Origin of the sequence: Chryseobacterium sp. Marseille-Q3244 (genome assembly GCF_940807095.1) — a bacterium.
Lineage (GTDB): Bacteria > Bacteroidota > Bacteroidia > Flavobacteriales > Weeksellaceae > Chryseobacterium.
On sequence record NZ_CALNWX010000006.1, the window covers coordinates 120905 to 141462 of the forward strand.

Consider the following 20558-nt stretch of genomic DNA (forward strand, 5'->3'; position numbering starts at 1 on the left):
TAATTTTACTTATTATTATTCTAGATAAAAATTGTATAATTGTATTTTAAAAAAAAGACAATGGATATTAGAAAACTATTTTTTACAAAAGTAAACATTTCGTATGGAGGAACGAAGCTTCTTAGAAATGCTACAGTTGCTTTCTTGGGGTTGTATTCGTACGGATTTTATGGCCAGGTACAAAAACTTGATTCCCGATTTAGCTATTTATTGAAGAATAAGGAGAGCCTGAATAGAGAAAACGTTTTAAAAGATTTGGAACGTGAAGATATGAAATTGGATAAACATTTAGTAGTTACTTCTAAGGGGGCGCAAACAATGTATTCATGTATTATTTATACCAAAAATCCTGAAAAACTTAAATCTGATGGGTTTATAATCCAGAGTCAGCTGCCTACTTTTTCAACAGCACTTGTGAGCCTTGAAGATATTGAAAGGTTGATGGAGCTTCCTTATGTAACCTCTGTGATGGGGCCTACATTTGATGAGCTTCATAACGATGTAAGTAGAGCACAGTCCGGAGCAAGCCTTTTACAGGATGGTGTTTTTAATAATACAGCTTATAACGGAACAGGAATTCTTGTGGGGATTTTTGATACAGGGATAGACTGGAAGCACCCAGATTTCAGACAAGTTAACGATCAGACTAAAAGTAGAATTGTTTCAATTTGGGATCAGACCTTAACTCCTCAGGGAGCTGAAACGTCTCCTACAGGATTTACCACTGGCGTAGAATATACCAGAGCACAGATTGAAGATGAGTTGGATGGAAGTCCTACTAACTTTGTCCGTGAAAATGATATTAATGGTCATGGAACCCATGTGGCAGGAACTGTTGCAGGAAACGGAGCTGGTTTTGCTAACAAAAGACATAAAGGATTTTCTTCGGAAGCAGACATTGTTTTTGTAAAAGGAGGAAACGGATCTTTTCCAACAACGAATACAATCAACGCATTGACTTATTTTAAAAATGTAGCAACAGCCTTAAACAAGCCGATCGTAGTAAATATGAGTATTGGTGGACAGGGAAGTGCTCATGATGGTACATCCTCTCATGAAGTAGCTGTTGATAATTTTACATCGTCAGGACCTGGAAGAGTAGTCGTTATTTCTGCAGGTAATGATTATGGTGCCAATCTCCATAGAAAAGTAGATATAGAGGCAGGTGGAACACAATCTTATACTTTTAATGTGGCAAGTAATACTTCTGCTGCATCTGTATTTGGTTTTCTGATGTATGCTAACGATAATACAGCCGTTACAGCAAAATTAACAACTCCCGATGGTCAGCAATATATACAGAATGTAAGTACCGATACAACTCATAGTATATTAGGAGGTGGTTTCACTGCTACTATGTATAATTATTGGGGGAATGATAATAATAAAAGATATGTTCAGCTACTTGTAAATAGAGTAGCGGGATCTACGGCCAATTGCCAGGGAACATATACACTGGAAATTACCAATAACGGAACGCAGACAATTAATACGCATGGCTGGCTGTATGGTCAGGGAGTAGCAACTACCCTGGTAAATGGGGATAATGAATATATTGTTGGATCTCCAGGCAACGCAACAAGTGCTATTACAGTAGCTTCCTATTTGGGGAGAGTAAGCTGGATGGCTCCGGCAGGAGGATATGGCTATAGTAATACTCCACAGGAAACGATCTCTTCATTTAGTGCACAAGGACCTAGAGTCGATAATTTCCAAAAACCGGATATCACAGGTTCAGGCCAGGCTGTAATCTCTGCAAGATCTAGTAGTTCTGCGCCAGCAGCTTCGAATATTATTGAAAATACTAACTATTATGTGATGAATCAGGGAACCAGTATGTCATCTCCGGGAGTTGCCGGAGCTGTAGGATTATTGCTTCAGGCAAATCCAACATTGACCGCTGCACAGGTTAAATCACGTCTTACTTCCACTGCAAGAAAAGATGCAGCAACAGGAAATGTTCCTAATACAAGATGGGGATATGGAAGATTAGATATTTATAAAGCAGTGACTAAGGAAGTAGGATGTGTAGAATCTAATTTTGAGACTATTACTTATGATGAACCTTATATCACTATTAATGCAGAAGCTAATACGACTTTTACCAATGCGGCATTGGCAGTTCGTTATACTCCAACCCTAACTGGTAAATTGGGAAGTATTTCATTCACAACAGGTTCAGGCGTAATTCCTGCCAACCAAGCAGTGGATATTCAAGTAAGAAAGGTAAATGCTAACGGAGATCCTGGAGACATTATTGCTACAAAAAATATTGCATCATGGGATACCAATATACAAAGATTTACATGGAACTATGTAGATTTATCCAGCTTAAATGTTCAGGCGGTAACAGGGAAGGATTTCTATATTGTTATCAATGGTTTAGGCGGAACTGTGACTATGAAAAATGAAGCTACTGCAGTAAGTGGACGTAGCAAAACATCAACAGATGGTACAAGCTGGACAACAAGAACTTTTGATCTTAAAATGAGAGCGAATGTTTACGAAAATGTAGCTGAAGTGAAAAACCTAGCAACTTCCAACCAAACAAAAGCTAGTGCTGTTGCTGCTGGTTATAATTATTTTACAAATGCTTGTCAGTTGATTTCAAGAGTAGAAAAAGAAACGGCAAGTACTGTGACTGGAAATGTAACTTCAAAAGTATGGGTTGATAATGTACAGCCTGGTTATGTTTCAAGAAGATATGAAATTAATCCAGCTGCGGATGCTACTACAGCTACAGGAAAAGTAACATTATACTTTAAGCAGGCTGATTTTGATGCTTATAATTTAACAAGTGGTATTAAACTTCCTACCTCTCCTACTGATGATGCTAATAAATTCAACCTGGTTGTTGAAAAATATGCAGGAACAAGTGCTGGAAATGTAGGAACTGTAGCTTCTTTTGGAGGTACACCAACTGCTATTACTCCTAATGTTGCAGATATTGTTTGGAATAATACTTATCAATATTGGGAAGTAAGCTTCCAGACCACAGGTTTTGGTGGATATTTTGTTAAAACAAATGCTACTTTAGGTACAGGGGAAGTAACAAAATTGAATGCAGGAGTGAATATTACTCCAAATCCAGCTAAAGATGTTGTAAATATCTCATTGGGAGGGTATTCTAAAGGTACACTTACTATTTATGATGCTTCAGGAAAGTTGATTAAAACAGAATCTATGAATTCCAACTTAAACAGAATGGATGTTTCATCATTGGTAAAAGGAGTATACATGTTTACAATTAAGCTAAATGATACTACAATTACTAAGAAAGTAGTTAAAGAATAATTTTAATTGCTTACCATACACATTATAGAAAGCAGCAGTTTTATAACTGCTGCTTTTTTTATATTTGTCATTAGAAAAGAACTCATGTCACATAAATTTTTTTTTACATTCCTTTTATCATTAACAACCATTTTTTTAAGCTTTACAAAAGCAAATAAGGAGAATGTACATCCTTATCATGTAGGATCCGTAGAGGTCAACTATAACTCTAAGTCTAAAACTTTTGAAGTTACAGGCCGGTTTTTCCTCGATGATCTGGAAAATGGACTTGCGAAAAAGTATGGTGGAACTTTTCATTTTAATGATGAAAAATACAAGACAAAACTAAATGAAGCGCTGTCCAAATATTGTCAGGAATATTTTAAATTGAAAACAGACAATAAATTTCTTAAAGTAAATTATATAGGATATGAGGAAGACCAGGAATCTGTAAATGTCTATCTCGAATCAGAACCTGTTGTCAATCCTAAAAAAGTAGAAACAGCTGTAAGTTTCCTGTACAACCTTTTCGATGACCAGATAAATATTGTGCATATCATTGTGAATGGAGATAGAAAGAGTGAAAAGTTAACGTATCCTAACCGCTATTTGTATAAACAGTTTTAACCTTCCAGTTGAATAAGGGCGTTGATTCCTTTTGCATGAGCGAGTAAGTCAGGAAAAAAATCATCATAACATTCCTGAAGAAACTCTTTATGAGTTAGAAAAGCTTCAAAAACAGGAATATCTTTATCCAGATACTTTGCTTTGTTCAAAACATTTTGAATGCTGAATTTAATACCCCAGTCTTCACGGTAATTGTAGAGCCAGTCGTCCTGTTCCATTTTAACCAGCATTTTTTTGAAATTTTCCGGTAACCACTCATCATGAGCATTTAAAACGCTGTAGACATGTAAAGAATGTGCCTTCCATTCCGCAAGGGAATGCAAAGAAAGATCATTGGCTACAAAATAATCCATAGAAACATCTACAAATGCTCCGGCATAGAGTCTTACCAAAGGGGCAAAAACTTTTTTAGCCTCATGAATGGCAGGGTGGGAGTCTGTGAAGGTATCAATGGCTCTATGTAAAGTAATTCCATCCTGAATATCCTTAGGAAAAGAAAAACGATCCCTGTTTCGGATAAAGTCTTCCAAAAACTGACCAACAATTTGTCCATCAGTGAAAGTGAGAAAAGAATGGGCCAGATAATTCATAAACGAATATAAAAATTTTTAAACAAAGTTTGACTATTGCTTACCGTTTCTACCCAAACTCCTTTTTCGATTTCAAGATATTTAAACTCAATTTTATTTAAAACTACCTCTTCCGAAGAAATTAAGCTGAGGTGAAGTTCATCCCCATGAATAAAACATTTAAACTGTACAGGAAACGGAAAAAGATTCTGAATCCGGAGATCCTTATAGCCATAAACAACCGTACAGTCTGAGCCCAAAGGAGTAAAACGCTCTTCTTCTTTATAAATATCCATAGAATGTGGATATCTTTCCAGTATTTTTAGTCCGGATTGAAGGGCCAGATGATATAGAATAGAAGAGAACTGGCAGATTCCACCACCAAAATCACTGGAAATAGCATTGTTAATGAGGTTTCGTCCTTCTTTAAAATTATTCTCTTTGCTGGGTTTTCCAATCATTTTCCAGAAAGAAAATACTTCTCCGGGACGAATGACCAAATGATTGATCTTATCACCTACAACTTTTAAATTGTGAATTTTATTATGATGAAAAGCTCCGGTTTTGATAGTTTGTCGGAGAGTAATAGAATATTCTCCAATATTTTCTGAACAATATTCTTTAGAATAAACATAATTGTTTTTTTGTTCATGAAAATACCGCTGCAAAAGTTTCATATGCAGTTTCCAAGAATAAGGAATCCAGTTTTTCAGTTGCTGTTTCATCTCTTTTCCAAAACAGTAATGTGATATGATGCCCAATTTCTCAGGAAAGTGTGGCAAAGGAAAGTATCAACAGGCAGAAAGAATTTTCTTATCGCTTTCGGTAATCTGTGAATCGGAAAAAATAATATTCCGGTTGTATTTTTAATTTTCCAATGATCTTTTGAAAGTTCTGTAATATCTGAAATTGAAAAGCTATTGCCCGCATGCCAGTCTTCCTGCGGAGAGACAGATCTTTTTCTGCTTTTTACAGGATAATCAAAAATCAAAGTTCCGTTTTTATTTAATTTCTGATAACATTCATTTAAAAATACCTTCGTTTCTTCCAGGTTCTGATGCATGATAACATGAAGACAAAAAATACAGTCAAATCCTTCATGAAAAGGGATTTTCGAAATTTCCCCTACAGCCAGTACTTTTTCAGGATACTTTTGTCGGGCAATGTTCAGCATATTTTCACTGAAGTCTGTTCCATGAGTTGCAAAATTCAATAGCCGACCTGTTCCGCAGCCTAGATCCAGAACTTTTGTATATTTTTTATCTTTGAAAAAAGAGCTTAAAAATGTTCTTTCCTGCTGGTCAATATATTGGCCGTAAGAATTTCCGAATCTGTTTTCATCATAGGATTCTGCAAGGTTGCTGTAATATTCCAGAATGCTTGTTTTCATCATTTGAAAAATCTTCTGTTAAGATTATTAATTTTATTGACTCCTACAATTTTTATTCCGATTTATTGAACCTTTAATGAGTCCAGATTAGCTGGATTGTTCTTTCTTGAATTCGGAAGGGGTCATGCCGGTCATTTTTTTAAATATGGTGTTGAAGGCAGTTTTTGAATTAAAGCCTGACTCAAATGCAATTCCTAGTATGGAAAGCTTGTGAAAAGAACCTTCTGTAAGCATTTTTTTAGCATGTTCTACTCTGTACTTATTTACAAAATAGAAGAAGTTCTCCTGAAAACCGGTATTAAGAAGATAAGAAAGCTGATGCGCATTGATTTGAATAAGATCAGATAATTTTAATAGATTCAGGTCTCCATCCAAATAAGGTTTTTGGGTTTCCATGATGATTATCAATTGTTGTCTTAAAGACTCAAATTCATCATCGGAAATCAATTTTTTTCTTGATATTTCCTCTACTTCACTTTCCACCTCAATAGAAAGAAGTTCTTCACGTTGATTTTTATTTACAGGATAGATCTCTTTTTGTCTGAGTACATAATAGAGTGTACTGTAAACAATAAATAAAAATAACAGATCCATGACCAAATGCTGATGCATTTTATACACGAAAGTATTGAATAGTTCATAACCAACAGTAATAACAATGGTTACGAAAAGAAGGAAGCTTAATCTGATCAACCATTGGAGGTCTATATTTTCTGTATTGGATGAAATGGTTTCAATCCTTTTCTGATGTTTTCTGATTTTAAAATAAATAAGAGCAATGTAGGGCAGATTATGAGCGATATCAATGAGCATTACAGTACTTCGGATGATTGGATTATTTTCCATATTGAAAAGTAATATCCAATAAATTACCGGAGTAATAAGGCAAATAAGATCTTTTTTTTGGAACCTGTAATTAGGATTGATAAAAAAGATAACGCTGAAAAACAGAAAAATCGGAGTAAAGATTTGGGCAGCATACAACGTAAGGATAAACCATAAATTGGGCACAATTCCACAAAAATGTAAAATATCGAGGAGCCAGTAGCTGGACCAGAGTAATATAAACACTCCAAAATAAAAGTTAGCCTTTTTATTAACCTGCATAGGATTAATTAATACTGTGAATGAAAGCAAAGTCAAGCCGCCATAAAGCAGTACCAAGACAAACTGTTGGATGTTTTCGATTTGCATTATTTACATTTTTTAAAAAAGCCTTTCGTGGAAATCTTCAATCTTGCTTACCTCTTCAATCTTGATTCCAAATTTTCTTTTCGGAATTTTATTAAGATTGGAAACGAATATCTTCTCATAACCTAGCTTTTCAGCTTCAGTAATTCTTTGTTCGACTTGGGCAATCGGACGTATTTCTCCACTTAATCCGATTTCTCCGGCAAAACAGTAATGTTCTGAAATGGCGATGTCCTCATTGGATGAAAGAACGGAAGCTATGACTGCCAGATCCAGCGCTGGGTCATCTGTTTTTATTCCTCCTGTGATATTAAGGAAAACGTCTTTTGCTCCTAATTGGAATCCTGCTCTTTTTTCAAGCACTGCCAGAAGCATATTCAGTCTTTTTGAATCAAATCCTGTACAGCTTCTTTGAGGAGTTCCATACACGGCTGTACTTACCAATGCCTGGATCTCCAAAAGCATCGGCCTGTTTCCTTCCAGGGTTACGGCAACAGAGTTTCCGGAAAGTTCTTCAAATTTCTTGGTGATAAGGATTTCCGAAGGATTTTTAATTTCCTTCAATCCCTGTGAGATCATTTCATAAATTCCGATTTCAGAAGTAGAACCAAAACGGTTTTTGTTGGCTCTCAATAATCTGAAAAGGTGATTTCGGTCTCCATCAAAATTTAAAACAACATCTACCATGTGTTCCAATACCTTTGGGCCGGCAATCTGACCGTCTTTGGTAATATGGCCCACCAAAAATACAGGAATACTGTTTTCTTTAGCGTATTTAATGATCTCGTTGGAGCATTCTCTGATTTGAGAAACCGTTCCGGGAGAACTTTCGATCAGTTGGGACTGAAGCGTCTGGATAGAATCAATAATCATAAAATCCGGTTCCAGTTTTTTTGCTTCATGAAGAATTTTTTCCAGGGAGGTTTCTGTAAAAAGAAAACAATTCGGATTTTGAATGTCCGTTAGTCTATCGGCTCTCATTTTAATCTGAGAAGCGCTTTCTTCCCCAGAAACATAGAAGATTTTTTTCTTCATTTTTAAGGCAAGCTGAAGCAATAGGGTAGATTTTCCGATTCCCGGTTCTCCACCAATCAGGGTGACGGAACCTAAGACAATTCCGCCTCCCAGAACGCGGTTCAGTTCTTCGGAAGGTGTTTTTAATCTCGGTTCTTCACTGGTTTCTACCTCAATAATGTTGATAACATGTTGCTTGGTTTTAGAGAAGGGCACCGACTTGCTGTTGGGCTTCTCTATCACTTCTTCCACCAGGGTATTCCATTGTCCACAGTTTTTACATTGTCCCATCCATTGGGAATATTGGGTTCCGCAATTTTGACAGAAATATGCCGTTTTCAGTTTTGCCATACTGCGAAGTTATAAAAAAAGCATTTTTTTTCCGAGACTTAAATGGATTTAAATATGAAATACTATCATAGATCAATGATAGAAATATCTTTATATCTTAGCTTTGCTGAAATAATAATATTAATTTAAAATATAATTATAATGAAAAAACTATTTTTATCATTCGTATTTGCGCTTCTAAGTACGTTTTCTTTTGCACAGAATACTTGGGACATAGATCAGATGCACTCTTCAGTAAATTTTACCATTGAACATATGGGGATCAGCTTTGTTCAGGGTAGGTTTGATAAATTTGGCGGAGACCTTACCACAAAAGGAAATAGTCTTGATAATGCTGCATTTAATATCAATATTGATGTTGAAGGTATTAATACAGGAGTAGAGATGAGAGACAAACATCTTAAAAGCAAAGATTTTTTTGATGCAGGAGAGTATTCAAATATTAAATTTACCGGAACTTCTGTTTCCAAAGAGAAAGATGGAACCTATGTATTTAAGGGTAAACTTACCATTAAAGATGTTACAAAAGAATTTAGTGTACCTGTAACCTTAGGAGGAATTACAAAAAATAAGGAGGGTAAAGAGATTATGGGACTTCGTGCGAAATTTACGATTAACCGTTTCGATTATAATGTGAATTATGATCCTACAGCAGCAGGTATTGCTAAGTGGGTAGAGATGAATACTTATTTTGAATTGATTAAAAGATAATTGACAGGCAATAGCTAAATAAAAGGCTTCCGATTAAGCGGAAGCCTTTTTTTGTGGAAAATATTTTTTTTCTGAGAGAAAATACGTCATAGTTTGGCGCTGTGGATAGATATTTTTGTTCCAGATTCTTTTAAGAATTGATTAACCATTTAACAACAAAAATATGATTTACACAGAAGCTTTTTTTGCACAAGGAAGTACTTTCCCTAATGATGATGAGGTAAACTTGATAGACAGTTACACCTTTGAACCTGTTATTTATAAAAAGACAAATGTAGGAGTGCCTGCTGCTGGAGACGGAGATGGTGCGGTTTTCCGTAAAAAAGGAAATGACTTTTATAAAAGACAATGGACCGGATATGTCAATGTCTTATGGTGGGGTATTCAAGGGCTTTCAGATCAGTTAAGAACAGACCGCCTCAATACAATTTTGCAGCTGGGCTATGATACCTTCTTTGGAAAAATGAACATTGGAATTTCCGGGGTACTCTTTCTTCAGAATAATCAAAGGGTATTATCTGACCAATGTAGAATAAAACAGAATAAAAAGAACACCGAGATTTTTAATTGTGAAGAAAAAAAGAATATATCAATAAAAGGATTTTTCCTGGAAGGGTTTAAAGAGGATTATGATTATGATCAGGCGTCCAGTTCTAAAGCTGTAGGGATTTATTGCTATGGAACTCAGAACATCAACATCGAAAAAAACCTGTTTAAAAACTTTACCTATGCCGGAGTTTCAGGTTTAAGAAATATGGTTAACCTTACCTTTAAACAGAATCGTGTTGAAAATGAATTCACAGAAGCCTGGGCGAAGATTGGGACCGGAAAAAAAGACAACGCCGGAATTGCTGTTGGCGGAAAAAATATAAGCGTTGTTCAGAACTATTTTGAAAATTCATCACAAGGAATGATCATTGCTGAAAATTCAAAATTTGTGATGATTTCTGATAATGATATCGAAAATACCATCCTGGAACACGGAATGTACCTGGATGCCGGAATTTCAAATATGACGGTATTGGGGAACAGAGTTCGCAATACAAAAGGAATCGGAATCAAAGTCCAGAATTATGATCAGGAGAAATACCCGGATTATGTCTGCCATAATATTGTGATTTCAAATAATATCGTAGACAATGCAGGAACAGTAATTGATGAAGCGCTCGTTGCAACACTTGATCCTCTAAAGGATTATATTCCGGCAGGGGGAGACGGTATCCTTATTAACAATACCAATAAAGTAGCGCCTTATAAACTTATTGCCAGCAATGTGGTGGTCACTGGAAATGTAGTGAGAAATGCAAAGCAGCACGGAATTAATATCAGGCATGTTGAAGGTGGGGTGATTTCCAATAATGTCATCAGTGATATCGGGAATGTGGGACTGTATGTTTCTCATGCCAAAGGGGTGGATGTTTCTCATAACAATGTTCAGACGTCCGGAGAAAATGGTATTCTGATTGAATCCAATAATAATCTTTTGAACGTATCCTTTAATATTGTTGAAAATCCGGGTATTAAAAACCAAGGAAATGAAGGAAGATTAGCAGGGATCAAGCTGGTGGAAGGAAATAATTATGAAATTGCCATCAGACACAACAAGATCAGAGGAAACGGAATGATGACGTGGGGAATTTTCTCAGAAGGGGGAGTCGGGCAGCCTACTCATGAGATTGAAAATAATGTGGTCCTGAATTCGAAATATATTGACTACAGGTTTGTTAATGGATCAACGAAATTGAGAATGCTGAGGGATAATTATAAATGTATCCTGAATTCACCGGGAGATACGTGGTTGGATCCATGCTTATAATTAATACTAAAAGAGAGTGTTTCCGTTGAGAAATGCTCTCTTTTTATTTGAGTTTATTAAGGCGGCTTCGAATGAAAAAAATAAAATTTATCTAGGTTTTATGGGTGTTTGATGCCCGTTTTCTTATTTTCAAAATCTAAAAGATTGCTTTGTATTTCTTTTTCCCATAACTTTGCACAAACCTAATCTAATGAGTAAAAAGAATACAAAATACATCTTTGTGACAGGAGGTGTTACTTCATCTTTGGGAAAAGGAATCGTTTCTGCTTCTTTGGGACTATTGCTAAAATCACGCGGTTTTAATGTAACGATCCAAAAACTTGATCCTTATATCAATATCGACCCGGGAACTTTGAATCCTTATGAACACGGAGAGTGTTATGTGACTGAAGATGGTGCGGAGACGGATCTGGATTTAGGTCACTACGAGCGTTACCTTGATGCTCCTACATCCCAAAACAACAACGTTACTACAGGAAAAATCTACCAGACTGTAATTGAAAAAGAAAGAAAAGGAGACTTCCTTGGAAAAACAGTACAGGTAATTCCTCATATTACTAACGAAATTAAACGTAGAATTAAAATCCTTTCTAAACAGAACTACGATATCATCATTACCGAGATCGGAGGAACAGTTGGGGATATAGAATCTTTACCTTACATTGAAACTGTTCGTCAGTTGAAGTGGGAACTGGGAGAGAAAAATTCTATGGTGATTCACCTTACCCTATTGCCTTATCTGGCTTCCAGTGGAGAATTAAAAACAAAACCATCTCAGCATTCCGTTCGTCAGTTGATGGAAAGCGGAATTATGGCTGATGTATTGGTTTGCAGAACGGAACACAAGATTCCGAAAGACCAGAGAGCAAAACTGGCTCAGTTCTGTAACGTTCCATTAGAAAACGTTATCGAATGTAAAGACATGGAAACTATTTATGAGGTTCCTATGTATCTTCAGAAACAAAATTTTGATGATGTAGTCCTGAAAGAACTGGATCTGAAAAGTGATAAAGATGCTGATTTGAAAGACTGGAAAACCTTTGTGAAAAAATTCCAGAATCCTAAGAAAACAGTTGAAATTGCATTAGTAGGAAAATACGTATCCCTTCAGGATTCTTATATTTCTATTGCTGAAGCGTTCAAACATGCAGGAGCAGACCTTGAAACTGAAGTAAAAGTAAGATGGGTATACAGTGGAGATATTACAGAAGAAAATATCAAAGATACACTGAAAGGTGTGAACGGTATTCTTGTAGCTCCAGGTTTTGGAGACCGAGGAATTGAAGGAAAAGTTCTTACTGCGAAATACGCAAGAGAAAATAAAATTCCAATGTTGGGAATCTGTTTAGGGATGCAGATTATGACAATTGAATTTGCAAGAAATGTTTTAGGACATACGAAGGCAAACTCAGTAGAATTTGATACAGCAACTCCGGATCCTGTAATTTCATTGATGGAAGAGCAGAAAAATGTAATCGATAAAGGAGGTACGATGCGTCTTGGAGCTTGGAAATGTGCTTTGAAAAACGGATCTAAGCTATATGATATCTATGGAAGCAAGAATATTTCTGAAAGACACCGTCACCGTTATGAATTCAACAGTGATTATCTTCAGGAATTTGAAAAGAATGGTTTCTTAGCTACAGGAACAAACCCGGAAACAGGATTGGTAGAAGCGTTGGAATTACCAGGACATCCATTCTATGTTGGGGTACAATATCACCCGGAATACAAGAGTACGGTAGCTACACCACACCCTTTATTCAGAGCTTTTATTAAAGCTTGTGAAACTTCTAAGTAAGATATTTTAAGTTTGGGAAGAGTACAAGATTCACTCAAACTAAAACAAATAAGGTAATTTTTTACCATAAACGTCTATAGATAAACTCAGGTTGATTTTTCTCAGCCTGAGTTTATTATATACTAATGCATTATAGTATAGAGTTTTGATAAAAAAACAGTATTTTTGTCAGCTCAAATTGACCATAGATGGATAAGCTTTTTATATGCTTATAAGGTCCAATAAATAGGAAATTTTAATTATAACAAAAATAAAATGCAACAAAACAACGGAATCGATAAGAAGCAGATGATTAGTTTCGCGGTTTTATGCCTGATTCTCTTCGGTGCAATGTTCTATTTCCAGAACAAGCAGATGAAGGAAGAAGAGTTAAAAGCTCAGCAGCAGAAAACGGAACAGGTGAAAAATGCCGTAAAACCAACTCAGGCCACCAATATCAATCCAAATGTAACTCCGAATGCGATTCAGACAGCTAATTTGTCTAACAAAGAATTGAACATTGAATTCTCAAGCTTAGGAGGACAGGTTTCTAAAGTTCAGCTTTCAGAATATAAAGCATACAATAATAAAACGGATCAGGCTGACCTTCCGCTTTATCTTATCAATAAAAATAATTCAAACTACGGTTTCCAGTTTAAAGATAAAACAGGAAAGGTTATCAATACTAAAGATTTAGTTTTCTCACCTACTGTTAATGGAAATGCTGTAACAATGACAGCAAACTATAATGGAGCTGTAATCCAGTTTATTTATACTTTACTTCCTAAATATACTCTTGACTTTAAAGTAAGAACTCAAGGTCTTTCTGCAGTTACTTCTGATAACAAAGCAGACTTTATCTGGGATTATAATGTAAGAAACCTTGAAAAAGGTAGAGCTCAGGAACAATCTCACTCAGAATTCTCTTATGCTTTCAATAATTATAAAGATTATGATTATGATGGAAGAACCACAATGGATGAGGAAAAAGAGACCCTTAACTGGATCGGAGTAAAACAGCAGTTCTTCTCTTCTGTTATCGAAGCTAAGAACGGATTTACTCAAAGTAAAGGGAATCAGGAGAATGTAGAAGAAGGAGAATATCTGAAGAAATTCAACTATGAAGGTTTTGTTCAGATGACCGGAAGTGAGCTGAACCAGGATTTTACATGGTATTTTATGCCATTGGATCTGCCATTATTGAAATCTTACGATAAAAACTTTGATGAAATTCTTCCTTTAGGTTGGTCTTTCATCGGAGCAATGAACCGTTATTTCTTTATGTGGTTATACGCAATTATTGCTGGCTGGGGATTATCAGCAGGTTGGGTAATCTTTGCAATGACGATCATTGTAAAATTGATTTTATCACCCATTATGTACAAACAGCACAAGTTGAGTGCTATGATGAAGGTGATTCGTCCGGAAATTGATGAGGTAAACGCTAAGTTCAAGGATGCTGATCCGATGAAAAAGCAGCAGGCTACGATGGAAGTATATAGAAAAGCGGGAGTAAATCAGATGGCAGGGTGTTTACCGGCATTGGTACAGATTCCGATCTTCTATGCGTTATTCCGTTTCTTCCCGAACTTTATTGATCTGAGAGGACAAGGGTTCTGGTTTGCAAAAGACTTAACGGCTTATGATGATTTGATTAAATTACCATTTAAAGTTCCATTCCTTGGAGACCACTTGAGTATCTTTGCTTTGGCTTGTACAGTAGTTATCTTGATTTATACAGTAATGACTTCAGGAAACATGCAACAGCCGCAGCAGGAGGGAATGCCAAATATGAAAGTATTAATGTATATCTTCCCGATTACATTCTTATTCTTCCTGAACACTTCAGCATCAGGTCTTTCATGGTATTACTTTGTTTCGAATGCGATTAATATCCTGATCATTTTAGTGATTAAGTATGTTATTCTGGATGAGAAAAAAATTCACGCTCAGATTCAGGCTAACAAGGAAAAACCGAAAACAGAAGGTAAATTCCAGAAGAAAATGAGAGAAATGATGGAGCAGGCTCAACAGCAGCAGCAAACTCAGGAAAAAAATAAAAAGAAATAATTGATTAAGTCAATATATCGAAAAAGAGAAGCAAACTGCTTCTCTTTTTTTGTTTTGTATAGTTGTCAAAAGATTTTTATTAATCATATTTCAGTCTGAACGACTGTCTGTGATGGATTGTAGGTCCATGCTTGATAAGCGCTTCCTGATGCTTTTTGGTAGCATATCCGAAATTGGTATTCCAACCATATTCAGGATATTCTTTATGGAGTTCAATCATTAATCTATCCCTGTAATTTTTCGCAAGAATAGACGCTGCAGCAATAGATAAAACTTTTGAATCTCCTTTAATGATACACTGATGGGGAATATAATTATAGGGATGGAATTTATTCCCATCTACAAGAATAAGTTCTGGTGTTATGGTGAGTTGATCTAGTGCACGATGCATGGCATGAATACTTGCATTAAGGATATTATGTTCATCAATAAATGAAGGAGGAAGTTCTGCTATGGCATAATTTTTTACATTATCTTTAATATAGCTATCCAGGTCCATTCTGGTTTTAAAGGTCAGCTTTTTTGAATCATTAACCAGATTCTGTTTGAAATCATCATCTAAAATGACGGCTGCTGCAACCACCGGCCCACTTAAACAACCTCTTCCTACTTCATCACACCCTGCTTCGAGGTAATGGTCTGTCCATTTTTGTAATAATTCCATGTTTTTATATGATATACAAGGTGTAAAATTAAAAAAAACGAATGTATTAGCTTTATATTTTGGAAGTTTTTATAAAAACATTCATGATAAGTAGTATTGACTGTTGAATGTAAATTCAAAAGCTGAATTTTATAGTGAATGCCTGAAAAATCAAGGATATTATAAAATATAAAACTGTTTTTTTGAAAGGAGTTTATTTATGCTTTTGTTATATTAATTTATTCATATTTTTTATCGAAATTGTAGACTGTTTTTCGTTGTTAGCTCGACGTTTTTGGTCTTTTTTGGGAGTGAAAAAAAAGTATGCACAACATTGCATGTGAGTTAATAATATGAAATTTATTCCAATGAAAGTGATTTATATTATTGTAAACCAAAGTGTTAATGCGGTGTAAGGTAAATGTATATATAGAAAATATCAATAATTGATACCATTGATGTATTCAAAAAAAAATATCGATTAATTTTTTTTGTTTTTGTTAAAAAGAGTTTTTTTAACTTAATTTAATAGTTTGTTAGCTGTTTTTATTCTTGATTATTGAATAATTAATATTTTTTTTAAAAAATTCTTTGTGTTGTTAGGAAAGTTTTACAAATTTGTAGGGTACAAAATTAATTTGATATGAAGAAACTAACAACAGGTCTTCTTGTTTTAGTATTGACTTCTTCTATTGCGGTAGCAAATGCACAGCAAACGAAGGACACTATTAAGACAAAAGAAATCGAGGGCGTAGTAGTAACCGCTCTTGGTATTAAAAGAGAAAAAAAATCGCTGGGGTATGCTTCAGAAGAAGTAAAAGCAGCAGAATTAACCGGCGGAACTACTAATACAGGAAACGTAGCATCTCTTCTATCCGGGAAAGTAGCCGGGCTACAGGTAAATACAAACAACAACTTTGGTGGATCATCTAACCTTTTGATCAGAGGGTATAAATCCTTATCAGGAGGATCTCCACTTATTGTAATTGATGGTTCGCCTGTTAATAACACATCCCTCTCAACAGGAGCACCATTTGATTATGGTAACTTCCTGTCAGATATCAATCAGGAAGATATCGAATCTATCAACGTTTTGAAAGGTGCTGCAGCTTCCGCCCTGTATGGAGAAAGAGGTAGTGATGGGGTTATTTTGATCGTTACTAAAAATGGTAGAGGAACTGACGATGGTAGCTGGGGAGTTACTTTAACTTCAGGAATTACAGCAGGCTTTATTGATAAATCTACTTTTCCTAAATATCAGACAAAATATGGAGCTGGTTATGGTGGAGAAGATTGGAACTTCCCTTTAAGTAAGGATGGATATCATTATGCAAACTTCCAGGATGATGCTTCTTATGGACCTAAATTTGATCCTAATTTATTGGTTTATCAGTGGGATTCATATGACCCATCTTCACCTAATTATGGAAAGGCAAGACCTTGGGTCGCTGCTAAAAATGGGCCTATCTCATTCTTTGAAACACCGGTTACTTATGTTAATACAATCACTATTGAAAAGGGAAATAAAACTTCAAATCTTTCCTTATCATATTCCAATATGCTTTCCAATGGTTTGATGCCGAATTCAGAGTTAAGAAAAAATACAATATCAGCTAAATTTAATCACGACTTTACGGATAAATTACATGCTTCAGTTTTTACAACTTTAACGTTGCAAGATACAAAGGGGCGTAATGAAACAGGGTATTCTGATAATATTGTTTCTGGATTCAGACAATGGTGGCAGACCAACGTAGACTTGGTAGCATTAAGAAATGCCTATGCAAATAATGGAAATAGTAATTTTTCATGGAATAGAACATCACCAGAAGAGGCAACTCCTCAATTCTGGAATAATCCTTATTTCCAGAGATATCAAAACTATCAGTCAGATAACAGAACGAGGGTATTTAGTTATGCTCAGTTAAAGTATGATATTTCTAAAAATTTCGGAATTACAGGTAAACTATCTTACGATGATTTACAGATGGTTGTAGAAGAAAGATTAATGAATGGATCAATTCCTCAAGTATTCGGTGCTTCGGGATTGAATGTTTCTTCAGGATATGCTAGAACCAATTTGAAAAACTCTGAATTAAACTTCGATGTATTCTTAAATTATAAATTTAATATTACGGAAGATTTAAATTTGAGTGGTATTGCAGGAGGAAATGTTAGAAGAAATTTGATTGATAATGTATATATGAGTACTGAAGGAGGGTTATCGAAGCCTGGATTGTTTGCCATTTCCAATTCAGTAAGAACAATACTTCCTCCCGATGAGAATTATTCAAAATGGCTTACTTCAAGTTATTATGCAACAGCATCTTTAGGATATAAAAATTTCTTGTTCGTAGATGCTACTTATCGTCGTGATCAATCTTCAAACTTACCAAAAGGAAATAATAGCTATGGATACCCATCTGTTACTGGAGCTGTTATCTTATCTGAATTTGTAAAGCAGTCATGGTTGAGTTTCTGGAAAGTTAGAGCTAACTATGCAGAGGTTGGATCTTCTACAGTAAACTATAGATTGGTCAATACATTTAAGGCGAGAGGAGAAGGGCTATTTGATCAACCTTACTTTCTTGCTAATCCAAACCTGAAACCTCAAAGATCTAAAGAAACAGAATTTGGTATGGAGGCTCAGTTTTTCAAAAACAGATTAGGATTTGATGTTGCGATTTACAAGACAAAAACATTTGATCAGATTATTAATCTACCAGTTTCACCAGCTACAGGATATAGAACATTTTTGGTGAATGCAGGACAGATTGATAATAAAGGAGTTGAAGTACAGTTAAATGGTACACCGTTTAAAACCGATAATTTTACTTGGGATATTAATGTGAACTGGTCTAAGAATGAAAATAAGGTAATTGAACTGAATGGGAATTCTCAAAACTATTTATTAGCAAGATATCAGAACAACGTATCTCTTAATGCACGTGTAGGGGAGGCTTTCGGAGCCTTAGTAGGATCAGATTATCAATATGATGCCAACGGAAATAAGATTGTAGACCCTACATCAGGAAATTATCTTAGAAACAATAACCAAGTTATAGGGAATGTCACTCCGGATTGGGTTGGAGGGATCAGAAACAGTTTCCGTTATAAAGATTTTTCACTTAGTTTCCTTATTGATGTGAAGCAAGGAGGAGATGTATTCTCTCCAGATATGGGGTATGGATTGGCAACCGGACTTTATGTAGAAACTGCTGATTACAGAGAAAGTGGAGTTGTAAATCCGGGAGTAAATCCAAATGGAGCTCAGAATACTACAGTTGCAGGAGATCCAAATGGAGCTGGAAGTATAGACGGATATGGTGTGATGCCAAATAAAAGATTTATATATGATGCTTCTTATGTAAAGTTAAGAGAAGCAAGTATCGGATATAGTTTACCAAAGTCAATTTTAGCCAATACAGGTATCAGAGATGCTAAAGTTTCTATTGTAGGTAGAAATCTTTGGATTATTCACAAAAACTTACCTTATGCGGATCCTGAAACAGGAACAGGCAATGGTTTAGCAGCTAAAGGCCAGTCGATTGGATCTCTGCCTACAACTCGTGATATTGGTATTGATGTAACTTTAAAATTCTAGAAAAATGAAAAAAATATTTTTAATGATAGGTTTGGCTTCATTGACGTTAACATTTACCTCTTGTGAAAGAGATATTACTTCCCTGAATGAAGACCCAAAACACCCAACAGAAGTTCCTTCGGGAGTACTTTTTGCAAGTGCTGAACAAGCCCTTCTTGACCAATTATTAACTCCTAACGTTAACCGTAATATTACTCGTTTCTTTACTCAACAGTGGTCAGAAACAACATATATTGACGAAACAAGATATGATATGGTAGCAAGACCAATTCCTACCAATCATTACAATCGTATGATGGCTTCTTCATCAGCTACGGTAAATTCTCCGGGAGTTTTGTCCGCATTGAGAGATGCAAGAAGATTTCTTGATGCAGAAGATGTAAGTCCTGCTCAGAAAAAGAATAATATAGCCATGATAGAATTAGTGAATGTGTATGCTTGGGCTAATTTAGTAGATACATTTGGAGATATTCCTTATTTTGGAGCATTAAAAGCTACAGCTGAAAATCCTGGTAATGCAGAAATTCCTTATGATGATGCTAAAACAATCTATCTGGATCTTATCAAAAGAATTGATGCAGCTCTTGCTATGATGGATACTTCTGTAAGAGGATACGATAAAGATCTGATTTATAAAGGAGATATGACTAAATGGAAAAAAATGGCTAATTCTTTGAAATTTAGAATGGCTGTTACATTGTCAGACGTAGAACCAGCTCTTGCTAAAACTTATGCTGAAGCAGCGTATAGCGGTGGGTTATTCACTGATAAGAGTGATAATTTCGGACTTCAGACTTTCCCTTCAGGATTGTTATCTAACCCTGTTTATCAGGATGTAATCCAGTCTGGTAGAAATGACTTTTTACCTTCAGATGTTTTAGTTAACTATATGAACTCAACGAGCGATCCAAGAAGAGCGGTTTGGTTTACACTATATGAAGGAAATTATGTTGGAGGAAAATATGCTAAAACTAATACTTTTGGTTTATTTTCGCACTTTACAGATGCAATTACCAATGAAAATGCACAAGGGTTCTTACTGGACTATACAGAAATTATGTTTTTAAAAACAGAGGCTGCTGCCAGAAATTTTAATGTTGGAGATACTGCGGCTAATTTGTATAAGATGGCCATTCAGGCTTCAGTAACAGAATATGGAATGGATATTACTGCTGCAGATGCAATTGTTGCGGCAACTCCGTATGATGCGACTAATTGGAAGAAGTCTGTAGGATTCCAATCATGGGTTGCTATGTTTAATAAGGGATTCCAAGCATGGAATTTTGCAAGAAGATTAGATTTTCCAGTCTTTGTAAATCCATCAAATTCAAGAGTAGAGGCAGTTCCAATCAGAATGAAATATTCTCAGGATGAATATCTTGTGAATTCTAAGTATGTGAATGCGGCAGCTGCAAAAATTGGAGGGGATAAGGTTTCAACAAAACTCTTCTGGGATAAATACTAAACTAATTATTATTCAAGTTATTGGCATTTGTCATTAATCTGGATATAGATATAC

At 35.4% G+C, this 20558-nt stretch carries 14 protein-coding genes; 8 read left to right on the forward strand and 6 right to left on the reverse strand.

Translation table 11 applies throughout. The features are described 5' to 3' along the window. Positions 1-60 precede the first annotated feature (60 nt). The gene (locus tag NBX25_RS12635; RefSeq protein WP_250253866.1) at positions 61-3294 is read left to right on the forward strand and encodes a S8/S53 family peptidase; all 3234 of its coding nucleotides are present in this window, start codon (positions 61-63) and stop codon (positions 3292-3294) included. Positions 3295-3378: 84 nt separating this feature from the next. Continuing rightward, on the forward strand, positions 3379-3900 hold the full coding sequence (locus tag NBX25_RS12640; protein ID WP_250253867.1) for a DUF6702 family protein: 522 nt from the start codon (positions 3379-3381) through the stop codon (positions 3898-3900). Here the strand turns inward: NBX25_RS12640 and NBX25_RS12645 are convergent. The 5 genes from NBX25_RS12645 to radA form a co-directional block, all read right to left on the reverse strand. Beyond that, positions 3897-4490: an acyl carrier protein phosphodiesterase gene (locus NBX25_RS12645; protein ID WP_250253868.1), complete on the reverse strand. Its 594-nt coding sequence runs from the start codon at positions 4488-4490 to the stop codon at positions 3897-3899. The genes NBX25_RS12640 and NBX25_RS12645 overlap by 4 nt on opposite strands. Then, positions 4487-5194 carry a VanW family protein gene (locus NBX25_RS12650; protein WP_250253869.1) on the reverse strand — a complete coding sequence of 236 codons (708 nt, stop codon included), beginning with the start codon at positions 5192-5194 and terminating at the stop codon, positions 4487-4489. Before NBX25_RS12650 ends, NBX25_RS12645 begins: the two co-directional genes overlap by 4 nt. After that, positions 5191-5859: a class I SAM-dependent methyltransferase gene (locus NBX25_RS12655; protein WP_250253870.1), complete on the reverse strand. Its 669-nt coding sequence runs from the start codon at positions 5857-5859 to the stop codon at positions 5191-5193. The genes NBX25_RS12650 and NBX25_RS12655 overlap by 4 nt, the downstream gene beginning before the upstream one ends. Positions 5860-5946: 87 nt before the next feature. After that, entirely contained in the window at positions 5947-7053 is a 1107-nt protein-coding gene (locus tag NBX25_RS12660) for an AraC family transcriptional regulator (RefSeq protein WP_123910054.1), read from the reverse strand. A gap of 12 nt (positions 7054-7065) precedes the next feature. Beyond that, a complete protein-coding gene (radA, locus tag NBX25_RS12665) occupies positions 7066-8415 on the reverse strand; it encodes a DNA repair protein RadA (RefSeq protein ID WP_123857706.1) in 1350 nt (449 codons plus the stop codon). A gap of 141 nt (positions 8416-8556) precedes the next feature. Here radA and NBX25_RS12670 point away from each other — a divergent pair, with 141 nt between their 5' ends. The 4 genes from NBX25_RS12670 (at position 8557) to yidC (ending at position 14792) form a co-directional block, all read left to right on the forward strand. Then, entirely contained in the window at positions 8557-9126 is a 570-nt protein-coding gene (locus NBX25_RS12670) for a YceI family protein (protein WP_250253871.1), read from the forward strand. 163 nt (positions 9127-9289) lie between these two features. Next, complete coding sequence (locus NBX25_RS12675; RefSeq protein ID WP_250253872.1) at positions 9290-10942, forward strand: right-handed parallel beta-helix repeat-containing protein; 1653 nt, start codon at positions 9290-9292, stop codon at positions 10940-10942. Positions 10943-11132: 190 nt separating this feature from the next. Beyond that, on the forward strand, positions 11133-12743 hold the full coding sequence (gene pyrG / locus NBX25_RS12680; RefSeq protein ID WP_123910057.1) for a CTP synthase: 1611 nt from the start codon (positions 11133-11135) through the stop codon (positions 12741-12743). A gap of 255 nt (positions 12744-12998) precedes the next feature. Continuing rightward, complete coding sequence (yidC, locus tag NBX25_RS12685; RefSeq protein WP_123910058.1) at positions 12999-14792, forward strand: membrane protein insertase YidC; 1794 nt, start codon at positions 12999-13001, stop codon at positions 14790-14792. Between the two features lie 79 nt (positions 14793-14871). On the opposite strand, the gene rnhB is transcribed toward yidC, so the two are convergent. Continuing rightward, positions 14872-15456 carry a ribonuclease HII gene (gene rnhB, locus NBX25_RS12690; protein ID WP_123910059.1) on the reverse strand — a complete coding sequence of 195 codons (585 nt, stop codon included), beginning with the start codon at positions 15454-15456 and terminating at the stop codon, positions 14872-14874. A 622-nt stretch (positions 15457-16078) separates the two neighbouring features. Here rnhB and NBX25_RS12695 point away from each other — a divergent pair. Next, the gene (locus tag NBX25_RS12695) at positions 16079-19039 is read left to right on the forward strand and encodes a SusC/RagA family TonB-linked outer membrane protein (protein ID WP_250253873.1); all 2961 of its coding nucleotides are present in this window, start codon (positions 16079-16081) and stop codon (positions 19037-19039) included. Positions 19040-19043: 4 nt separating this feature from the next. Next, positions 19044-20504, forward strand: coding sequence for a SusD/RagB family nutrient-binding outer membrane lipoprotein (locus NBX25_RS12700; RefSeq protein ID WP_250253874.1), 1461 nt, complete (start codon positions 19044-19046; stop codon positions 20502-20504). The last annotated feature ends 54 nt before the right edge of the window (positions 20505-20558 follow it).